The sequence below is a fragment of the Paenibacillus shenyangensis genome, from assembly GCF_000346635.1.
GTDB classification, from domain to species: Bacteria; Bacillota; Bacilli; order Paenibacillales; family Paenibacillaceae; genus Saccharibacillus; species Saccharibacillus dauci.
Window position 1 is genome coordinate 70,752 of record NZ_AOIG01000006.1, and the last position, 21,686, is coordinate 92,437.

18 protein-coding genes are annotated in these 21,686 nt (G+C 47.6%); all 18 read right to left on the bottom strand.

Going from position 1 to position 21,686, the window contains the following annotated elements:
• Positions 1-14 precede the first annotated feature (14 nt).
• The 18 genes from dnaG to H065_RS0104585 all read right to left on the bottom strand — a co-directional run bounded on the left by dnaG (position 15) and on the right by H065_RS0104585 (position 21,629).
• Positions 15-1,847 (bottom strand): DNA primase, encoded by a 1,833-nt coding sequence (gene dnaG, locus H065_RS0104500; RefSeq protein WP_017811826.1) that lies wholly within the window; start codon positions 1,845-1,847, stop codon positions 15-17.
• A 42-nt stretch (positions 1,848-1,889) separates the two neighbouring features.
• A complete protein-coding gene (locus H065_RS0104505; protein ID WP_017811827.1) occupies positions 1,890-2,372 on the bottom strand; it encodes a YaiI/YqxD family protein in 483 nt (160 codons plus the stop codon).
• A 139-nt stretch (positions 2,373-2,511) separates the two neighbouring features.
• Positions 2,512-4,587, bottom strand: coding sequence for a glycine--tRNA ligase subunit beta (gene glyS, locus H065_RS0104510; protein WP_017811828.1), 2,076 nt, complete (start codon positions 4,585-4,587; stop codon positions 2,512-2,514).
• A gap of 2 nt (positions 4,588-4,589) precedes the next feature.
• Positions 4,590-5,468 (bottom strand): glycine--tRNA ligase subunit alpha, encoded by an 879-nt coding sequence (gene glyQ, locus H065_RS0104515; protein ID WP_017811829.1) that lies wholly within the window; start codon positions 5,466-5,468, stop codon positions 4,590-4,592.
• 586 nt (positions 5,469-6,054) lie between these two features.
• Positions 6,055-6,804: a DNA repair protein RecO gene (gene recO, locus H065_RS0104520; protein WP_017811830.1), complete on the bottom strand. Its 750-nt coding sequence runs from the start codon at positions 6,802-6,804 to the stop codon at positions 6,055-6,057.
• A gap of 208 nt (positions 6,805-7,012) precedes the next feature.
• A complete protein-coding gene (era, locus tag H065_RS0104525) occupies positions 7,013-7,915 on the bottom strand; it encodes a GTPase Era (protein ID WP_017811831.1) in 903 nt (300 codons plus the stop codon).
• Positions 7,916-8,000: 85 nt separating this feature from the next.
• The gene (cdd, locus tag H065_RS0104530) at positions 8,001-8,405 is read right to left on the bottom strand and encodes a cytidine deaminase (protein WP_017811832.1); all 405 of its coding nucleotides are present in this window, start codon (positions 8,403-8,405) and stop codon (positions 8,001-8,003) included.
• 454 nt (positions 8,406-8,859) lie between these two features.
• The gene (locus H065_RS0104535) at positions 8,860-9,228 is read right to left on the bottom strand and encodes a diacylglycerol kinase family protein (RefSeq protein ID WP_017811833.1); all 369 of its coding nucleotides are present in this window, start codon (positions 9,226-9,228) and stop codon (positions 8,860-8,862) included.
• Positions 9,228-9,728, bottom strand: a complete 501-nt coding sequence (gene ybeY / locus H065_RS0104540) for an rRNA maturation RNase YbeY (protein WP_017811834.1) — start codon at positions 9,726-9,728, stop codon at positions 9,228-9,230. Before ybeY ends, H065_RS0104535 begins: the two co-directional genes overlap by 1 nt.
• Positions 9,725-11,971 carry an HD family phosphohydrolase gene (locus tag H065_RS0104545; RefSeq protein ID WP_017811835.1) on the bottom strand — a complete coding sequence of 749 codons (2,247 nt, stop codon included), beginning with the start codon at positions 11,969-11,971 and terminating at the stop codon, positions 9,725-9,727. Before H065_RS0104545 ends, ybeY begins: the two co-directional genes overlap by 4 nt.
• Before the next feature lie 69 nt (positions 11,972-12,040).
• Positions 12,041-13,012 carry a PhoH family protein gene (locus tag H065_RS0104550; RefSeq protein WP_026136033.1) on the bottom strand — a complete coding sequence of 324 codons (972 nt, stop codon included), beginning with the start codon at positions 13,010-13,012 and terminating at the stop codon, positions 12,041-12,043.
• Between the two features lie 224 nt (positions 13,013-13,236).
• The gene (locus tag H065_RS0104555; RefSeq protein ID WP_017811837.1) at positions 13,237-13,851 is read right to left on the bottom strand and encodes a YqfB family membrane protein; all 615 of its coding nucleotides are present in this window, start codon (positions 13,849-13,851) and stop codon (positions 13,237-13,239) included.
• Positions 13,852-13,866: 15 nt separating this feature from the next.
• Positions 13,867-14,871 carry a flotillin-like protein FloA gene (gene floA / locus H065_RS0104560; RefSeq protein WP_017811838.1) on the bottom strand — a complete coding sequence of 335 codons (1,005 nt, stop codon included), beginning with the start codon at positions 14,869-14,871 and terminating at the stop codon, positions 13,867-13,869.
• A 273-nt stretch (positions 14,872-15,144) separates the two neighbouring features.
• A complete protein-coding gene (locus tag H065_RS0104565; protein WP_017811839.1) occupies positions 15,145-16,566 on the bottom strand; it encodes an NfeD family protein in 1,422 nt (473 codons plus the stop codon).
• 263 nt (positions 16,567-16,829) lie between these two features.
• Positions 16,830-17,273 carry a GatB/YqeY domain-containing protein gene (locus tag H065_RS0104570; protein WP_017811840.1) on the bottom strand — a complete coding sequence of 148 codons (444 nt, stop codon included), beginning with the start codon at positions 17,271-17,273 and terminating at the stop codon, positions 16,830-16,832.
• 15 nt (positions 17,274-17,288) lie between these two features.
• Positions 17,289-17,462: a 30S ribosomal protein S21 gene (gene rpsU / locus H065_RS0104575; RefSeq protein WP_005547957.1), complete on the bottom strand. Its 174-nt coding sequence runs from the start codon at positions 17,460-17,462 to the stop codon at positions 17,289-17,291.
• Positions 17,463-17,762: 300 nt separating this feature from the next.
• Entirely contained in the window at positions 17,763-18,131 is a 369-nt protein-coding gene (locus tag H065_RS0104580) for a histidine triad nucleotide-binding protein (protein WP_017811841.1), read from the bottom strand.
• Between the two features lie 54 nt (positions 18,132-18,185).
• On the bottom strand, positions 18,186-21,629 hold the full coding sequence (locus tag H065_RS0104585; protein WP_017811842.1) for an AAA family ATPase: 3,444 nt from the start codon (positions 21,627-21,629) through the stop codon (positions 18,186-18,188).
• Positions 21,630-21,686: the final 57 nt, after the last annotated feature.

Genomic DNA, 21,686 nt, shown 5'->3' on the forward strand with positions numbered 1-21,686 from the left:
AATGCTCAGAACATTTATTGTCTTTCCAGGGCGATAATCTCACTTGCAATTTGAGCCGCACGCAGGAAATCTCCTGACTTCTCTGCACGCAGCATGTCTTCTCTTTTTTGCTCAATCTGTTTTTGCTGCGGGAATTTTTTGATTTCACGAATGTAATCATCCATTCCCCGCAGTGTCTCATCAAGCGGTGCATCCATCATGGAGATGGATGTAGCGGTCTTCTCCAGCCGATCATCATGCAATGATGCAATAAACCGGCTGATATCAGGCGCTTTGCCCTGCGCATAGTACGAATAGATGTACGCAGCCAGAGCTGCATGTTCCGGGATATTAAAAGCTTCTCCCAGCTCCTGCGCCACATGAGTAGCCGCCTCCCCATCCTGCAGCATAATCGACAGTAACCGCCGCTCTGCCACATGATAGGCAGGTAGCAGGGTAGGAGCAGTTGGCTGCTTGCGCGAGCCTCTTGCATTCCCGCCACTGCCATTTCGATTACCCTGCTGACCAGATGATGGCTGCTTGCGATTCAGTGTCTGACGCGCCAGATTGCAGTCCTGCTTCAGACTCTCCAGAGATACGCCTACTTCGGTGGAAAGTTCCTTGAGATACACTTCCCGCTCTGTCGGCGAACCCAGATGCGCGATCACATTAATTGCCTCCTGCGCATAAGCCGCCTTGCCGTCTTCTTCCAGCAAGTTATAATTCTTTTTGGTGTAAATCAGCCGGAATTTGGTCGTAGACACTGCGCCATGAATAATCTGATCTACAAAACGTTCCTGACCATACGTTTTAATATACTCGTCAGGGTCCAGACCGTTTTGCAGAACAGCGATTTTCACGTGCAGACCTGCACCTTCCAGAATGGGGATACTTTTGAGTGCAGCTGCCTGTCCAGCGTTATCGCCGTCATAACAAACCACGACCTCTTCGGTTAGCGTACGTATCAGTGAAGCATGATTTTCAGTCAATGCTGTGCCCATTGTCGCTACAGTATGTTGTACCCCCGCATCCCATGCTGCAATCACATCTCCAAAGCCTTCCATTAATACAATCTGTCCCTGCTTGCGGATCGGTCCTTTAGCCAGGTTCAGATTGTACAATGTACGGCTTTTGTTAAACAGTCGACTCTCCGGCGAATTCAGGTATTTGGGCTGACCTTCACCAAGTATCCGTCCTGCAAATGCAATTACTCTTCCGCTGCGGTTCATAATCGGGAACATGACCCGTCCGCGGAAGCGATCTACATACCCTGAACCATTCTGTCTGGGAGACAGTAGTCCCCCTTTTTCCATCTCTTTCAGATCAAACGAACGTTTTTCAAAAAACTGCACAAGCGTATCCCAGCGATCCGGCGCATAGCCAATCTGAAACTGATCTATCAGCTTGTCACCAAATCCGCGGGCACGCAGGTACTCCATTGCAGATTTCCCGTGTTCCGTATTTTTCAAAAGATAATGAAACAGCTTGGCGGCCCATTCATGAGCCTGAAGCAGGCGTTCCAGCTCCTTGTTCTGCGGAGTGGCTGCCGCTCCTTTTCCATCCTGATAAGGGACATGTGATTCTTCCGCCATTAATCTGACCGCTTCCGGGAAAGACAGACCATCAATTTCCATTCTGAACTTGATGGCATTGCCGCCCGCGCCGCATCCATAACAGTAAAAAATCTGGCGTTCCGGTGTGACTGTGAACGAAGGAGTCTTTTCCGAATGAAACGGACAGAGGCCCTTCATGTACTTGCCCTGTTTGGTCAGATGAACATACTTGCCTACCGTGTCAACAATGTCATTATGCTGAAGTACCGCTTCAATGACTTCATCAGGAATACCACCGCTATATCCGGTGTTCATCGTTACCACCTTCATCTCTTTTCACACGATAAATAATATTCGCTACTGCGAATGAAATTCCTGCAAATTTGTTAAAAGTTTTACCAGTTCGGCCTGAAAATTTTTCTTATCGTCCGATGTAAGCGGTTTAGGCCCTTTACCATACTTACCCTGACGTCTTGCTTTGGCCTGTGCATGTCGGCGAGCCAGCAAAAATTCAATATTATCCGCATGGAATTCCATGCCCCGAAAAGACAGAATTCGGCACTGCTTGGCCAGCGCGATTGTAGCCAGTCCGTAATCCTGGGTAATGACAATATCGCCGGCATGAACATGATTCACAATATACAGATCCGCACTCTGATCGCTGCGGTCTACCTGAACAACCCGTACCCCTTCTTCCGCCTGAATCCGGTGATCAAATGAAGACACCATCAGCACAGGCACTCCAAAAGAGCGCGCTGTTCCGGCAATCTCCGCTTTGACCGGACAGGCATCGCCATCAACTACAATAGTCGGGATACGGTGTAGCGGTTCCGATTGCAATGCATGCCCTCCTTTCCCAGATTCCATGAAACAGCAGACCCATTCACGGATCATACGTTCGTTTACAAAGCCGAAAATACGGAACGACATCAATTCTCATCGTCGTTCCGTATAGGTGTATCTGTTAGTATATAATATATTATTTAACCAGTTTAGAGAAATCTGCATACTGTTTGATATCGCGGTCAATCAGCGCCAGCAGAGCTAGACGATTCTCGCGTACAGCTACGTCGTCTACCATAACCATAATATGGTCAAAGAAGCTTGTGATGGCTGGACGAAGTGTAGCCAGTAAGGTTAATGCTTCGCCTGTACGATTGTCCGCCAGAAGACTATGGTAAGACGCACTCACCGATTCCCATGCCGCAAACAGTTCGGTTTCTCCTGCTTCGGTAAACAAAGCCGGATTCACAACTGTACCAGCTGATTTGGCAGCCAGATTGGATACACGTTCAAACGATTCGATGATCAGCTTGAAGTCAGGGACTTCGGTTACAGCCTGCATCAGATCATTACCGCGTGATACTACAGAGCCAATATGACTGAATCCTGCCGAAATCACAGCATCCACTACGTCATAACGGAGTGTCTCGGACAGCAGTTTTTTCACACGCAGTCCAAAGAACTCATTTAACTCTATACGTATTATATCGGAAGTACGTTTCATATTCCTTAAATTTTCATGAATATTCAGTGTAATATCAAAAATTTGTTCCAGCGTCAGTGCCAATCCGCGTTCCAATAATATCTGGACAATTCCTGCTGCCTGACGACGCAGAGCATAAGGATCTTGTGAACCGGTCGGAATAATACCGATCGAGAAGCAGGCTACGATCGTATCGATTTTGTCCGCGATACTGATCAGTGAACCGGTCAGTGATGCCGGAGCAGCTTCACCTGCAAAGCGCGGCTGGTAATGTTCAAAGACAGCACGAGCCACTTCTTCGTTCTCGCCTGCTTTGCGTGCATAATCTTCACCCATAACGCCCTGCAGCTCAGGGAATTCGTATACCATCTGAGTAACCAGATCGAATTTGCTGATATCGGCAGCGCGGCTAATATTAATAGCTTGCTCAGCAGGCACCTGCAGCGCAGCACCCAATTGATCGGCAATCTGACGAATACGGCGTACTTTCTCGCCCAGTGTTCCGATTTCTTCGTGGAATACGATATTATCAAGCTTAGCTACCGCATCCTCGATCTTCATTTTGTGATCTTCTTCGTAGAAGAACTTCGCATCCGACAGACGGGCACGCAGTACTTTCTCGTTACCTCTGGCGATTACATCCAGAGAGCGGCTGTCTCCGTTACGTACCGTTACGAAATAAGGCAGAAGTTGGCCTTCATTGTCCAGTACCGGGAAATAGCGTTGATGCTCACGCATCGAAGTAATCAGTACATCCTGCGGAATATTCAGGAAAGCCGGATCAAACGTACCATACAGCACGGTTGGTGTCTCTACGAGGAACAATACCTCTTCCAGCAGGTCTTCCTTTACATCAATATTCCATTTCTGCTCCATGGCCAGATGAGCGATTTGGGCGCTAATCATAGCCTGACGCTCTTCCACGTCAGCAATAACATGCTGCTCACGCAGAGCTTCCATATACAGAGTAGGCTCGGCAATCTCGGTCTCGGTTCCGAGGAAACGATGTCCGCGTGTAACACGACCTGTCTGAACGCCAGTAATTTCAAAATCAATAACATCATGTCCCCACAATGCCACCATCCAGCGGATCGGGCGAACAAAGCGGAAATCATGAGCACCCCAACGCATATTTTTCGGGAAGTTCATGGATGTAATAATGTTTTGCAGCGCTTCGGCTACAATCGCATCCGTACTTGTACCAATACTGCTCTTGCGTGCATGGATATATTCTACTCCGCCGATTTCACGGAATGTAAATTCTTCGGGAGTTACTCCCTGACTGCGGGCAAATCCAAGTGCAGCCTTGCTCCAATTGCCACTTTCGTCCTGGGCAATCTTGCGAGAAGGTCCTTTGACTTCCTCATTGATATCTTCCTGTTTCTCTGCAACATCCTTCACCCATACTGCCAGACGGCGCGGGGTTGCGAAAGCTTTGGCTTCGCCATGAGTCAGACGCGAATCATCCAGCCATTTGACGGTTTTGTCCCGCAGCTGATTCATCGCTGCACGCAGGAAGCGGGCAGGTACTTCTTCCAGACCAATTTCGAGCAATAAGTCCTTCGCCATGATTACATCTCTCCTTTCTTGAGCATCGGGAAGCCAAGCTTCTCACGATTTTCCAGATACGTGGCGGCTACCTGGCGCGCCAGATTCCGTACACGGGTAATATAACCAGTCCGCTCGGTTACGCTGATTGCCCCGCGCGCATCGAGCAAATTGAATGTATGTGAACATTTCAGTACATAATCATAAGCTGGGAATACGAGATGCCGATCCATCGCACGTTTGGCTTCCTGTTCGTAAGTACTGAACAGATTAAGCAGCATAGGTACATCGGATACCTCGAATGTATACGTGGAATGTTCGACTTCCGGCTGATGGAATACATCGCCATAGGTCATACCATTCACCCATTCCAGATCAAATACATTTTCTTTTTCCTGAATATAGGAAGCCAGACGCTCCATACCATAAGTGATCTCCACCGATACCGGGTTCGTCTCAATACCGCCTACCTGCTGGAAATAAGTGAACTGGGTGATTTCCATACCGTCCAGCCATACTTCCCAGCCCAGACCTGCACAGCCCAGTGACGGGTTCTCCCAGTTATCTTCAACAAAGCGAATATCATGATCCAGCGGCTCAATACCGAGTGCTTTGAGGCTATCCAAATAGATTTCCTGGATGTTGTCCGGTGAAGGCTTGATGATCACCTGGAACTGATGATGCTGATACAGACGGTTCGGGTTCTCTCCGTAACGACCATCGGAAGGACGACGGGAAGGCTCTACATAAGCGACACGCCACGGTTCAGGACCGATCGAGCGCAGGAATGTCATCGGGTTCATGGTACCCGCGCCTTTTTCCGTATCGTAAGGCTGGACAATCATACAGTTATGCTCGGCCCAGAAGTTTTGCAGCGTCAAAATCATTTGCTGGAAGTTCATTGACATTACTCCTTTATGTTCATAGTGGGATTGCTACTGCCGAAAAGGCTCACAATGTATATGTGTATCCGCTTCTGCAGTCAGCAACCGGTCATGCGATCTCGCTGAAATAGGTATCTGCAACGCACGCAAAAAACTCCCGTTCCTACGCCTGGTTACAGACATAGGGACGAGAGGTTCATTTCCCGCGGTTCCACCCTATTTGAAGACATTTGCATGTCATCCACTTTTCCATATTCAGCTCATATGCTCACGGCTGCCATTCAACTACTGGTCGTCGTCAGGCTTCCACGATCCCTGACTCGCTAGTGACGGTAATCAGTAATCTACTATACCGGTCAACGCATCATGTGTGTCTTCAGAAGACACAATTTCTATGTTAGATGATATCGGAATTAGCGTAGTTCGTCAACGCTGTTTTGCAGCAGGATTGCCAAGCTCACCGAATGTGCAAGATTCTCCCTTCAGAAATGCAGTATACGATAGCAAAAATAATGAACAAATAAAATACAAGACAAATGGATATAGCGTTCCTTATCGTATCTATCTATTTTCTCTAGCGCATACCTGCATATTCGGATTGTATTTATATCTCGTAACGTTCAAGCTGCTCCAGAAAGCGGCGTGATTTCAATTTGAGACCCAGTTGAGCTTCCATAAAAGAATTCATGACTTTTTTTAGCTCTGCACGTGTCTCATCCTTGACATCAATATTGCCAAGCCTGCGGATATCCAGTCTGCTGAACAGACGCAGCAACTTAAGTACTCCTGGCGATACAAGTGCAGCTGCCGGATCCTGACGGCGTTCTTTCTCCGACAAAATGCCTCCCAGGCCAGCACTGATCCAGAACTTGCCCTCTGTCTCTCCCGAGAACATACAGGCATCGACCTGTGGTCCATATCCGGCTGCTTGAAGTACTTTCATCTCGAACAGAGAAGTCAGAACAACCGGATCGCGGCCCTCACCGAGAAAAGACAAGTACGATTTGAGCTGGTCAAACCAGAAATGACCGGTTTCATTATCCAGCAGGGCTTTATCCACCAATTCGCAGGCATAAGCACTATAAGCAGCCAGTGTAATATCTTCACGCAGCTTGTGATTGGATTCAATCACTTCTCCCTGATTCAGCGTTCCCATCCCCGTACCGCTACGGATAAAGGAAAACTCGCCATACGTAAACGGCTGTACCAGCGCACCGTGACGGCTTCTGGCTTTTTTGGCTCCACGCACGAATACGGCAACTTTACCATGTGCTTCCGTACAGAGAGTCATGATTTTGTTGCCTTCCCCGTAATCCATGCTGCGGATGACGATACCTTGCACTCTGTATAGCATGCGTCATCTCCTGATCTGTATAAAATTCCAGCCTTTATATCTAGGGCTGGTTGGAGCAATGAAATGAGACGGTATATTTAACCGAACTGGAGTACCTCAAAGAAATAGGAACGCTCTATGATACTCCATGATATTAAAATAGACAGCTATGATGAACAGCAGGTTACAAAAGGAACAGAGCATTGCATCAATGCTCTGTTCCCCATTTTTAAGCGTCCCGGTGGAAGCCCAGATCCTTGAGGACCCGATCCTGGTTACGCCAGTCTTTTTTCACTTTTACCCATAGTTCCAGGAAGGTTTTGGAACCCAGCAGATTCTGGATATCCATACGGGCGCGCTTGCCCACTTCCTTGAGCAGAGCTCCTTGCTTGCCGATAATGATTCCTTTCTGGGAATCACGTTCTACATAAATGACAGCCGAGATATTTACCAGACCATTTTCCTGGGTATACATATCTTCAATCGTTACCGCAATAGAGTGCGGGATCTCTTCACGTGTCATCTGGAGAATCTTCTCACGGATCAGCTCGGCGCAGACAAACTGCTCGGGGTGATCGGTTACTTGATCGTCCGGATAGTACTGAGGTCCCTGCGGCAGATATTTGCCCAGTTGTTCCAGCAGTGTGTTCACATTATTACCCAATTTCGCAGAGATCGGTACAATCTCGGCAAACTCATGCAGCGAACGATATTTGTCGATGATCGGCAGCAGCTGTTCCGGAGCAACCTGATCAATTTTATTGATAACAAGGAAAACCGGTGTTTTTACTTTTTTGAGATGTTCAATAATGAAACGGTCACCACCGCCCAATCCTTCAGCCGCATCAACGAGGAACAATGCTGCTTCTACTTCGTTCAGTGTATTCAGTGCGGTCTGATTCATAAAATCGCCCAGCTTGGACTGACGTTTGTGCACACCCGGTGTATCCAGGAATACAATCTGCATCTCATCTGTTGTATAGACACCATGAATCTTGTTGCGTGTCGTCTGAGGCTTATCGGACATAATCGCAATTTTCTGACCGATCACCTGATTCATGAGGGTGGATTTCCCTACATTCGGACGACCTACAATAGCGACGAATCCTGATTTAAATTGTTTTTTTGACATATTACACTCCGTTCATCAGCGGTATGATATCCGCCAGGGTTGTTAAAAATAATGAATCCGTTTCAGGCATGGCAAATCTGTATAGTTATTGATCCAGATTCCATGGCCCAAATGCATGTGGAAGCAGTTCCGAAATCGTGGTCATTCGGGTATCGCCTTTCATATTGCCAAGCAGTACAGGCATATCCGGATGGCACAGCTCTACCATTACCTGACGGCATACACCACATGGAGCAATCGGCTCATCGGTCTCTCCGACAACGGCAAGCATTTTGAAAGTACCCGGGCGCTGCCCTTGTGCAATAGCACTGAATAGCGCTGTACGTTCTGCACAATTGCTGGGAGAGTATCCCGCATTCTCAATATTGCAGCCATGGTGCACCTTGCCGCTCGCATCCAGCAGGGCTGCTCCTACCGAAAAGTGGGAGTAAGGTACATAAGCTTTGGCACGCGCGATAATGGCTTCTTGTAGTAATTGTGATGCTTCCATAGGGTCCCCCTAAAATTCAACTTCATGTTCACTATTCTGTAGTCTGCAACTTGCTTTATCAAATAAGCGCGCCTTGTTGTGGTCACGCATCTCATCCATAATGTTGGTTCATAATCAGACAAGTATGATCAGATAAGCATTTCGGTATGAAGAAATGGTATTGCCCATGATTGAAGAGGTCCCTGTATACATTGACTGTATTTGAGTCTACTTGGAAAATGGCTGTCGTTCAGACTCCAAAATCTGTAACTGATCCTACAGCCGTATATCTCTATTTTACACGATTTATGCCTATTCGCCCATAGCGAAACTGCATTCAGCAGATAGTCATTCAATTCGTCCAAAAAATTTATAACGTAACGATCAAAAGAACCCTTTCCTGCTACCCCTACGGGCTTCAGAAAAAGGTTCTTTATAGGTGCCGGACGAAATCCAATCCGTCCAGCTCATTAATTCAAAAACCCAACCAGATCCGTACCGGTCCGATAAAAACAGCAGCACCGATGACAGCAGCAGCAAGAGAAGCGACCAGCACAGCACCTGCCGCAGCATCTTTAGCCTTTTTGGCAAATGGGTGCCAGTCGGGAGAGCATAAATCAACAGCAGCTTCAACAGCGGTATTCATCAGTTCCGCGCCAAGCACCATCGCAATGGCAAGCGTCAACAGCATCCAGTCTCCAACATCGACATGAAAAAACCAACCAGCTGCAATAATAGCCAATGTTGCCAGCACATGCACACGGAAATTGCGCTCCGTACGGAAGGTTGCGATCACGCCTTCAATCGCAGAATAAAATACAGCTCTCCACGTTCTCTTTTTCATTAGCGGGTCAGTCCGATCTGCTCTAATACCGCTTCCTGTTTGCCCATCATTTCCGCTTCAGTCGCATCATCCTGATGGTCATAGCCGAGCAAATGCAAAAATCCATGCACAAACAGAAATCCGATCTCACGCTCAACAGAATGTCCGTAATCCTCGCTCTGTGCTATCGCACGCGGAATCGAAATAATAATATCCCCGAGCATATCCCCCGGCAACTGTTCGCCATCTGCTGCAGAATCGGTACCATAGTTGATCTCCATTTCATCATCCATGGATTCATGCATGGCAAAAGAAAGCACATCGGTCGGACGATCGATATTCCGGTACTCCTTGTTCAGCTGGTGAATCGTCTCATCATCGACAAATGTAAGAGCAACCTCACCTTCCTGAACTGCTTCCTGCTCGCCTGCCTTTTGCAAAATCTGCTCCAGCAGCGAGATCAGCTCACCGGTAATTTCATATTCAGTTTGTTCATTCTCCCAAGCGAGCTGCAAACTCATACCTTTTTCTCCTTTATCTCCGGTTTCTTGATGTCTTCCGGATATTCAATACGGGAATGGAAAATCCCCATTACGGCTTCCTTAAGAGTCTGGGCGATAACATCCAGCTCTTTCATTGTAAGATCACATTCATTGAACTGGTGATCATCCAGACGTCCTTTAATAATTTTCTCAATCATGGTCTCTACCTGTTCTACTGTCGGCTTGTTCAGAGAACGCACCGCTGCTTCCACACTATCCGCTATCCCTACCACAGCAGCTTCCTTGGTCTGTGCTTTGGGACCCGGATACCGGAAATCATCTTCTGTAAAATCAGGTTCCACTCCATGCTCTTCCGCCAGCTTGAGAGCTTTGTGATAAAAGAAATGCAAAAAGGTGGTGCCATGATGCTGCTCGGCGATATCTCGAATCGGCTTGGGCAGCTTGTATTCCTTTTGCATCTCTACGCCATCACGGGCATGTGCGATAATAATCGACTTGCTGAGCTTCGGATCTATACTGTCATGAGGGTTCTCCATATGGTTCTGATTCTCGATAAAGTAACCAGGACGCTTGGTTTTACCAATGTCATGATAATACGAACCGACACGGCATAGCAGCCCATTCGCCCCAATTGCTTCGGCAGCTGCTTCAGACAGATTACCTACCATTACACTATGATGATAGGTACCTGGTGTCTCAATCAACAGCTTGCGCAGTAGTGGATGATTCGGATTGGATAGTTCCACCAGCTTGAGTGCTGACAGAATACCAAATGTGGTCTCGAAAAATGGCATTAAGCCAAGTACCAGCACAGTCGTCAGCAACCCACCGATAAAAGCAAAACCGAGTGCATACATTACGGTCATACGTGTCCAGCTCTCATCATTTAATAACACAAGTGCAAGTACCGTCAATGCTCCAAACAGACAAGTCATAATCCCTGCCTTGAGAATAGTTGAACGCTGGCTTGCACGATGTATACAATGAATCGCTGTAAGCGAGACGACCAATGTAAACATTCCAAACTGGTAATCAAATATTTCATTTTGCCGCATATTCAAAATTACGCTGACCAGTATACTCAGTATTACCGAACATACATAAGCCAGATGAATATCCAGCAGCACCGTAATTAGCATGGCTCCAAGCGCTGCCGGAACCAGATAGCCAAAGTACGGGAAGTTACCGGTCTGCAAAATACGTACCAGATGGAAACTTACAATACTGATCGCAAAAATCAGGATCAGCATCAGCAGCTGCGAGTTATTGTAGGGCGTCCCTCTCTGGGCATTCTGACGGAAGAATACATAAATCCCCAGCACCAGAAGAAAAGCAAATAGCAGCAGGCCCAGCTGAGGCCAGTAATTCACTTCGTTTTTGAGCAGATTATTCTCATCCAGCAACGTGTACATTTCCTGGGTAATAACCTGCCCTGCAGGCACAATAATATCTCCCTGCTTCACATATACAACAGGTGTATTTTCCCTTGCTTCTACTTTGGCAGCTTTGGTCGCTTCTTCATCGTAGAATTTGTTAGCCGTCAGCGTAGCACGAATTAGTTCCTGCGCTACTTCGCGTGCCGTACGGCTATTAAGGGAGCTGGTACTGACCAACTCTGCTACGCGTGCTCTGGCAGCCTGTGCATCTGTAATCTGATCACTCATTAGCCGTGAGACAATCGATGTGGCTACCTGACTCAACTGCTGAACTTCTTCCGTAGACAGACGCGGAATCTTCAGAAAGGTCTCTTCGGGAATGCTGTATGTCTGATTGGAAATGGTCTTCTGCATTTCATCCATTAGCTGCGCCGAATAGTTACCGGATTCGCGGTGATTCCGGATAAAATTGGATACCGAATTACGAATACGCTGTGGAATCTCCTGGCTATATATTTGTGCCTTGTCCGAACTGGAAATCTGATCGTCCTGATTCAGCGACTCAATACGTTCCAGCATTTGTGACATGACGGTATCTCTATGCATAGATACAATGGTGTATACCGCTTCGACCTTTTCCGCTGCCGTTTCCTGAGCCTGCAGTGTCGCTTTGTTATTGGGAATCTGCATAGGTGCCACGATATCTTTTTCGCTGACCGCACCGACCTGAATATCAAAACGCTGCGGTACCAGATTGGGCGCCAGACTTCCATAAAAAAGAACAAGCAGTACTGCAAATAAAATATAGCGGGTTCCCCTGCTGCTTTTCCATCCTGCCAGTCTGGAGTAGAACGAATTGCGTTGGGACGGTTCCTTGGAAATCATACATACAGTCCTCTCACTTCTGAATATTCAAAATGTGCGGCTGCTGCGTACCCACTGACCGCCTGCCTGCTATTCCAGATTTTCCGATGCTCTGTCATAGGCGACGATAATTTTCTGTACCAGTGAATGGCGCACCACATCCTGCTCGCCAAATGTAACAAATCCGATCTCTTTAATGCCGTCCAGCACAAGACGGGCTTCTACCAGACCTGACTTTTTGCCTCGTGGCAAGTCAATCTGGGTAACGTCTCCCGTAATTACCATTTTGGAACCAAAACCAAGACGCGTCAGGAACATTTTCATCTGTTCCGGCGTCGTGTTCTGCGCTTCATCTAGAATAATAAATGAATCATCCAGCGTACGTCCACGCATATAAGCGAGCGGCGCAATTTCGATCAAGCCACGTTCCAGTGCCTTGGCAGTCTGTTCCTGTCCCATAACATCATAAAGCGCATCATATAACGGACGCAGGTAAGGATCCACTTTTTCCTGAAGATCACCTGGCAGGAAACCAAGACTCTCGCCTGCTTCAACAGCTGGACGGGTGAGCACAATACGTTTCACTTTGCCTTCCTTGAGGGCAGCTACAGCAAGTACCACCGCCAGGTAGGTTTTACCGGTTCCCGCAGGGCCAATTCCAAACACAATATCCCGTTTCTGAATCGTCGATACATAATGTTTTTGACCGATTGTTTTGACACGGATCGGTTTGCCACGGAACGTCTGGGTAATTTCCCCTTTATATAAGTCGAGCAGCTGATCTGCCCGCATATCCTTCGCAAGCTCAATAGCATATAAAATATCCCGTTCGGTAAGAACATATCCTTTGCGGATCAGTTCCAGCAGTACTTCAAATAACTGCTGCACCTTATCTACAATCGGAACAGGACCTTGAATCACAATATCGGCTTCTCTGCTGCCAATATTAGCTTCCATTTCGCGTTCGATAATTTTCAGGAAACTATCCTGTGCACCGAACAATGACAAGCCTTCTTCTGCATTTTGCAAGGGTATTCTGACGCTTTGCGTTTGCTCTGACAAATAGCCTCAATCTCCTCAATATATAGAATTGGTGTATATGCTGCCTTCCTCATAAACTTTACCATTGTATGCGTGCTCATGCAAAATTTTTTGGAGGCATATGGTTTTATTATTCACCCGTATCTTTCTATTTGAAGCAGGGTTAAAGAACAAACCGGCCTCTGGGAGACCGGTTCATAAAAAGTAACATCATTGTAGACACTCTCGCCATAAAGCGGAATCTCTCAGGAATTGCGATTAGCTGGGCGGCCTCGGACCTGGGATTGACGTGAACGTGGTGGTCCCAAAATCTCTGCCCAGATTACCCCCTGCCGTAGCTGCTCGGCCTGAACCTGTTGGGCGCCAGCTTGTGCCGTTTCAGTCTGTACATCAGTGCCTCTCAAAGATACTCCACCGGTTGTCATACCATGCGTACGCTGATTCAGATTGGATTCCAGGCTGTTCAGACGTTCATTCATTGCTGCCTGACGACTGGATAATCCTTCAGTACCCATACCTTCTCTGCTAAGACTCCGCTCCGATTCGTTCGAATATCGACGATCCTCTTCGCCCCAGTTCTCATCTTGCTCATACGAACTGTCATTAGAGGTGTTATAGCGCTGCTGCGCTTCGTGGTAACGGCGCTGTGCTTCTTCTGCGCTATTGCCATTGTCATTCAGCAGAGGTGGCGCGCTTTCACGATTCGAACGATCTCCAGTCAGGGGGCTGCCACCAAAAGTCGGCATGGAAGATGGACGCCTTGATGCTTTGCCTTTGCCTGAACGACTGCTGATTGCTGTAAAAATAGCAAAGCCGATAATCACCACGATATAGATGTTGCTAAAAATCCAGTCCATCATTGATTCAACACATCCTTATTTATTCGGGTGCTGATCATTGCCACCCTGATTCGGATCGTTCACCTTGCCAAGGGAGCCTCTCATCTGCGTATCTGCTTCGATATTTTTCAGATTCATATAATCCATTACACCCATCTGGCCTTTACGCAGTGCTTCTGCCATGGCCAGTGGTACATCGGATTCGGACTCGACCACACGTGCTCTCATCTCGACCACGCGAGCTTTCATTTCCTGTTCCTGTGCAACTGCCATCGCACGTCTTTCCTCTGCTTTGGCCTGAGCGATACGTTTGTCGGCTTCCGCCTGTTCGGTTTGCAACATAGCACCGATATTTTTACCTACATCCACATCCGCGATATCAATAGACAGGATTTCAAAAGCCGTACCGGCATCCAGTCCTTTTTGAAGCACGGTACGCGAGATCAGATCCGGATTCTCAAGTACTTGTTTGTGGGAAGTACTCGAACCTACAGTTGTAACGATACCTTCACCAACACGTGCAATGATTGTTTCTTCACCAGCACCACCGACCAGACGATCGATATTCGCACGTACCGTTACGCGGGCCTTAACACGAACTTCGATACCGTCTTTGGCTACAGCCGCTACAACAGGTGTCTCAATTACTTTTGGATTAACGCTCATCTGTACGGCCTGCAGCACATCGCGGCCTGCCAGATCAATCGCTGCTGCACGCTCAAATTCCAACGGAATATTGGCACGCTGAGCGGCGATAAGCGAGTTCACCACGCGGTCTACATTACCACCAGCCAGATAATGACTTTCCAGTTGATTCAAATTCAGTCCCAGACCGGCTTTGTGCGCCTTGATCTGCGGATTAACGATACGTGAAGGTACAACGCGGCGCAAACGCATGGCTACAAGCGTAATAATACTGACGCGTACACCGGAAGCAACGGCGGAGATCCACAGGGCTACCGGGAAGAAACTGAAAAATACACTGAGTACAACAATGACAACAACGGCGATTAACAGAAAACTCAAAATACTTGGGCTCATTGGCTGTATCACACTCCATTTAAAATTTGGTTAAAACAGATCGTTGGATGAACGATCCCAATAGCTGGACGGCATCCATTTAAAATATTAATCAAAATGCAATATATCCATCCCTATAAAGATGAAGTATCCCTAACTATCCAGCTCTATAACAAGCAGGTAAATATGTAAGAACGGCAGCAGACCAGCAGTAAAAGATCAAGAGAGTCTACTGTCATTCAAGATGCCTGCCAGCTGGCACGCAAAAGCTACGTTCTTCTTTGCCATAAGCGATCAGGTAACATGATGTGGATCTATCCCCTCGTGCCCTTCTGTATCTGCGACTTTCTCATCTACAATGATCCGACTGCCATCAATACGAATAATGCGTACTGGACAATTCTTATCAATATAGACACCCTGGGTTACCACATCCAGATGCTGTCCATCTACAATTACTGTACCGGATGGACGGAGAGGAGTAAGGCTGACGCCTTCCATGCCAAGCAACAATTCTCTCTGCAGATTGGACATATAATTCTGATCCGAAGAAAGCTGTTCACTTAAAATAAATCGGTTCCAGATACCACGCTTCTTGAATACAACAGCCATAATGGATACAAATACGGCTGCTGCTGCAAAAGCAATTCCAAGTGATATCAGCGCATTACTCGTATCATAGGCTGCTTTGACAACACCAGTCACCAAACTGCCTGCTCCCAGAATACCCAGAATACCAAAGCTTGGTATAAACAGCTCCAGTACAAGAAGTACTAGACCAACTCCAAACAGAAGCCATGTCTCTGAACCCGAGAAGCCTGCCGCATAACCGCCAAAGAAATAAAGACCAAAAGCGATTACACCGATAACACCAGGAACTCCAAAGCCGGGAATCAGAATCTCCATCGCGATACCTGCGATTCCGACAAACAACAGAATAGTCGCTACAAGGGGCAGTGTAAGGAAACGAGCAATATTCTCACCAATTGACGGTTCTACAAGAACCATATCAGCTGGCGAATGTCCAAGTGTCGCTACAGCCTCGTTTACCGAAGAGACGATTCCGTCTGCATACCCTACCTTCTGAGCCTCCTGTGCTGTCAGAGAAATGATTTGCCCTTTTTCCTTAGTCTGACCAATTTCCGGCATAGCTACGGATATATTGACATCGGTCATTCCGGCTGCAATATCAGGATTACGGGAGTGGAGCTGGGCTGCAGCACGCATTTCACCTTTCCAGTATGCAACCAGCTTGGCATCATTAACAGGCTGACCGCTGCTATCGACTACAGCTGCAGCACCAATAGTACTGCCTGGCTGCATATAGATTTTGTCTGCATTGAGAGCAATATAACTTCCTGCCGAAGCTGCTCTGTCCTGAACGACGACGGCTGTAGGAATCGGACTATTGCGAAGCATTTCCCCAATGCCTTCTGCAGCTTGAATCTCTCCTCCGGGTGTACTCATCTGTAGCACGATCCATGAGGCTTTATTATCTTGTGCTTCCTGGAAACCACGTGCCAGAAACTTCTGCAGCCCTCCTTCAATCTCGCGATCAACCGGTATAACATAGACCGCACCGTTTGAAGCTGTTGATGGTGCTGCGGCAAATACCGAATGCACCGACGTAATACCCATCGTAACTATTAACAGTAGCATGGATATCCATATCAGAACACGATGCTGATATGTCCGACCGTCTGTTTTGTTCGTCATGCATTGTAGCCCCTTTCTGTTCAAGTAGACCTTATTCGTTATACGGAAGGTTGCCTTGCTACGGATACTACGGTCCCAGACTCACGATACGAAAATACAGTTAGAAATGGTAAAACTACTCTTTTTATTATACGTGAAACCAATGAATACGTTTCATCAAAATGTCACATTTCCTGGTAAAACTAGATAAGCCCTAGCCGTTTAAAGAAAAAGATAGAAAAAAGCACCTTCTTTCTATAGAAAGAAGGTGCTTTTGAATTTGTTTATTGCAGAAGTTGTTGAACTGTTTGGTTCACAACTTTTCCGTCTGCGCGACCTTTGACCTTAGGCATCAAGGCGCTCATCAGTTTTCCCATATCGGCTTTTGAAGAAGCACCGGTCTCCAGGATGGTCTGCTGTACAATGACTTTAATTTCTTCTTCAGAAAGCTGGGCGGGAAGATACTCTGAAATGATCTCAATTTCAGCTCTAAGGTTGCTTGTCAGGTCGTCACGACCTGCTTTTTCAAATTCTTGGAGGGCATCTTTGCGCTGTTTGATCTCACGGCTAAGAATATCAAGCACTTCTTCATCGTTCACATCACGTTTCAAATCTATTTCTAGATTTTTTATCGTGGAACGCACCATGCGGATCGTAGACAATTTAAACTTGTCCTTGTCCCTCATGGCCTGCTTCATATTCTCGTTCAATCGTTCGCTAAGACTCATAACGGATAAATCCTCCTAAAACTTTCTTTTGCGCGCAGCCTCGGATTTTTTCTTACGCTTTACGCTCGGCTTCTCATAATGTTTGCGTTTTTTCACCTCAGCCAGAACGCCATCTTTAGCGATGGAGCGTTTGAAGCGACGAAGTGCTGCATCAATTGTTTCGTTTTTGCGAACTTTCGTTTCAGACACCAGTTTTCCCTCCCTCCGACCAGACCGTCCGGAAAAATAACACGGCTTATCAACTTTCATTATAGGTGAAAGTTGAACGAAGTGTCAACCTGAACAGGGCTTTTTCCAGTCATTTTTTTAACGTTATATTATATACCCGGTTTTTAGGGGATTGGAAACACTATTTTAAGCCTAATTTTAGCTAAAAATAGGAAATTAATCACTTTTATGAATAATTATTGAAAACCACACTCGTGAATCTTGTAATACACAGGACACAGATAGAAATCATTCTTACTCTGCCTCTATCAAAATCGATCATTAAGCATGAGAATCAGAGATTCCTGTCAATGCACCCAGCTTGGTACCGGCAAGCAGATGATAATGAATATGCTGAACGGCCTGTCCACTATCCGGACCGCAATTGTTGATCAGACGGTATCCACTCTCGGCAACTCCCAGTTCAGAAGCCAGCTTAATCGCTGTGCGATGGATATCCGCGATCAGTGGAAGATCTTCTTCGGTTACTTCATTCATGGAATCGATATGCTTTTTGGGAATAATCAATACATGAACAGGTGCTGCCGGAGCAATATCATGGAACGCCAGCAGTTGTTCGTCTTCGTATACTTTGTTACTTGGAATACTACCTTCTACAATTTTGCAAAATAAGCAGTCAGATTGTGTCATAAGAAATAGCTCCTTTGAATTTTTGATGAATTAGAATACATGCTACTTTGCAATTTACATTTTCTCGAGCATGACTTTGGAGCCACTGCCTGCCTGTTCTGCAGGCACAATGATCAGCTTGCGCGGCAGCCTCATCCGCAGTTCCGGCACGTGGCTGATAATACCAACCGACAGTCGGTCCGTATGCAGCTTCTCGAGAGAAGTTACCACTGTATCCAGAAGTTCGGGGTCCAGTGTACCAAATCCTTCATCCAGGAAAAAGAATTGCAATGGATAACGTCCCCGCAGCTGGATCTGGGCAGATAGTGCCAGAGCAAGCGACAATGAAGTCAGGAAAGTCTCTCCACCGGACAATGTCGATACCGGACGCCGTATTCCGCCATTCCCATTATCGCAAATAACAAATCCACCGCCGGAATCCACTTCCAGCGAATAGCGCTGCTTGGTCAGGAAACGAAGACGTTCCGAGGCAGCGAGACTCACCTGCATTAGCTGCTCTTCGGCAATATATTCTACAAAAGCATTGCCACGCATACTGGCCTGCAGTTTGGACAAATGTCCGGCTTCCACGGCGAGCGTAGTACGTTCATTCTCCAGCTCCAGCCAGCGCACATGGCGATGCTCCAGATCTTCAAAGTCTCTTGAAGCCTTGGCTCTGTTCTCCAGAGCAGTTTCATCCGCCTGACGGGCCTCTGTCCAGCGCTGCTGGATTTCTTCCCACTGCTGCTCGGTAATGCTCTGTCCATCCAGCTTGGTCTCTACTTCACGCAGATGAAGGGTTAGCTCCCGCTGCTGTTCACGATGAAGATCTATTCGCTGACGGCTGAGCTGCAGCTGCTGTTCTTCCATCCGGGCAGCATTCACATCGTCCGCACTGGCAAAAGGAGAAGCATCCAGTGCCTGCTGCCACTGTTGTCCGGTCTGATCAGCCTGTTCTCTCGCAGAAGCAGCAGATTGTTCGGATAATGCCAATGCCTGCGCAGACTGTTGCTGACGCTGCTCTGCTTCACGCAGCTGACAGACACAGCTCTCGGATTCCTGACGGTAACGGGCCAGCTCTGATTCCACCTGCCCGATTAGCTGATCGGCTGAATCGCTGCCAATCCATTCTTGCAGACGATTCTTTTTCTCCTGCAGCAATTTTTGTTCGCCTTCATACCTGGTGCTGTCCTGAATATGCTGTCTGTCCAGCTGATTCTGCTGCTGTTCATAGTGACGCAGCGCTTTTTGGCGTTCCTCGATATAAGGGGTACTCTTTTCGAGACCTTCCCGAATCTTCTCTGCCTGCTCGTCCAGCGCTGCAATACGGGCAAATCCTTCACGAGCGGATTCTTCGGTCAGATGAGCCAGATTGGACTGCCAATCCTGTAGAAGGTTATTTACCGTCTGCTGCGCAGTATTTAGACGAATAACGGACTGCTCCAGCAGCCGGGCTGCACTTTGCTGCTCAGTCTGCAAGGCTGTTGTTCGCTGGGACCATTCGCGCTGCTGCTGACGCCAGGATCTGATCTCCTGTTTGAGTGTATTCAGCTCACGCTCCAGTATGTCGTTTTGTCGACGAGCAGTAGCGAACCATGTATTCATCGCCGCAGGATCGGTTATTGTCTCCGGATCTTCCGAAGGGGTATGTGTTATACTTCCCAGTTCACTGTCTGCTTGCTCAGGAACGTTCACAGACTGTGAATGTGGTACATTTCCTTCCCATTCGCCCAATATATTGTTCAGTTCAAAGCGTCGGGAACGAATATGGTCATTTAGCTGCCGTGCTTCCTGCTGAAGCATCTCCAACTGGTTCAGCTGCTCTGCATGATTATCGGCCGAACCGCTGGCTTCTGCAAGCACTGCAGCTGGATCGGGATGATGTACCGAACCACAAACTGCACAAGGTTCACCTTCCTGCAAGCTCGCTGCCAACACTGCCGCCAGACGATGAGATTCAGCAGCACGTGATGCCTGATGATACTGCTGCTCATGATCCCGGAGAACATTTTGAAATTTGGATATTTGCTGTTCATTCTGCTGATGCTGCTGCAGTAACCGAGAAGCAGCCTGGTAAAATCTATTTTCTTCGTGGCTACGCTGCAATTGTTGCTTTTCCAGTGCATTCCATGCTTCACTAGCACGCTGGTCTGCCTGACGATAACCCTCATGCTCCTGCTGGATGTCCTGCAGACGAACACGCGCTGAATCCAGTGCAGACAGCCGCTGCTGGGCGTCCTGCAACTCTTTACGGTCCTGATTGCGCACCTCACAGGCTTTGAGCTGAATCGACAGCTCTTCGCGCCGTTTTTCTGCTTTTTCCAGCATAGTCTGTTCATGCTCTGACTGACGCCGTAATTCAGCCAGCTGCTGCTGTGTCTGCTCCAATTGAGCATTCAGCAACGTCTGCGACTTCTCCAGGCTGCTGCACTCTTGCTGAAGCTTTAGTGCCTGCTGAAGCTGCTCGATTCGCAGCACCAGACGCGGCTCATTTTGGGACAGGGCCTGTCTGGCTTCATTTTCACGTTCGGCAGCATGTGCAGCAGCTTGAGCAGCTTGCTGCAGCTGGTCTTGCAACATGACTGAACGGCTTTCTTCCTGTTGCAAGCGAGCAAGTGCTGTTTTCCAGGCATCCAGCAGTGGCAGTAGTATATTCGCGGCAGCCGCTCCATGAAGCTGCTGCTCCAGTGCTTGTATATCTGCTTCGTGTTGATCCAGATCCTTTAATTTGACCTGAAGTATCGATTGTTCCTTCATTAATTCACGTATGCGGCTCAGTCGTTCAGCCTGTGCCGTGATTTCCTGTAATTGGAGGCGTACCTGCTCTGCCTCTTGTACAGCTGCCTGCAGTCGTTCTTTGGATAGCTTCACCGCTTCGGCGGAGGCATCGCCAAGACCAGCCTGTTCAGCCGCCAGACGGCCCAGCTGGTTGTCAGTTTCCTTGACCCGCTGACTGAGCTTCTGCATCAGACGGTCGCCATAACGTTCGAGATGGAACAAACGCTGCAGCATCTGACGCCGGTCGCTGCCTTTTAAAGAAAGAAATTCGGCAAACTTGCCCTGCGGCAGTACAACAGCCCGGGTGAAATCATCCATTTTGAGGCCAATATATTCTTCGACGCACCGGGTCACGTCACCTAGCTTGTCCGCCATAACACGATCTCCATCAGGAAGGCATTCAATAAACCGGCTCATTGTATTGCTGACCGTATGGTCACCTGTACGCTTGAATCGGCGTTCGACCCGGTAAGTATGGGGTCCCAGATCGGACAGCAGTTCGAATGAAAAGGAGACAAAAACGGCATCTTCGGAGTGATTCAGAATACCTTGTGTTCCATTTTGTGCTCGTTCCACTTTGCCATACAGAGCCAGTGTAATCGCATCAAGCACAGTGGATTTACCGCTGCCTGTAGGTCCAAATATACCAAACAGACCAGTCTCGCACAGAACGGTAAAATCGATCTCCTGTTGTTCACGATAGCTTTGCAGGCCTGATAATTTCAGGGTAATCGGCTTCATACTGCATCCCCTCTATCTGTACATATAATCTGCTTTCTTGTATTTCAATGGTGATAT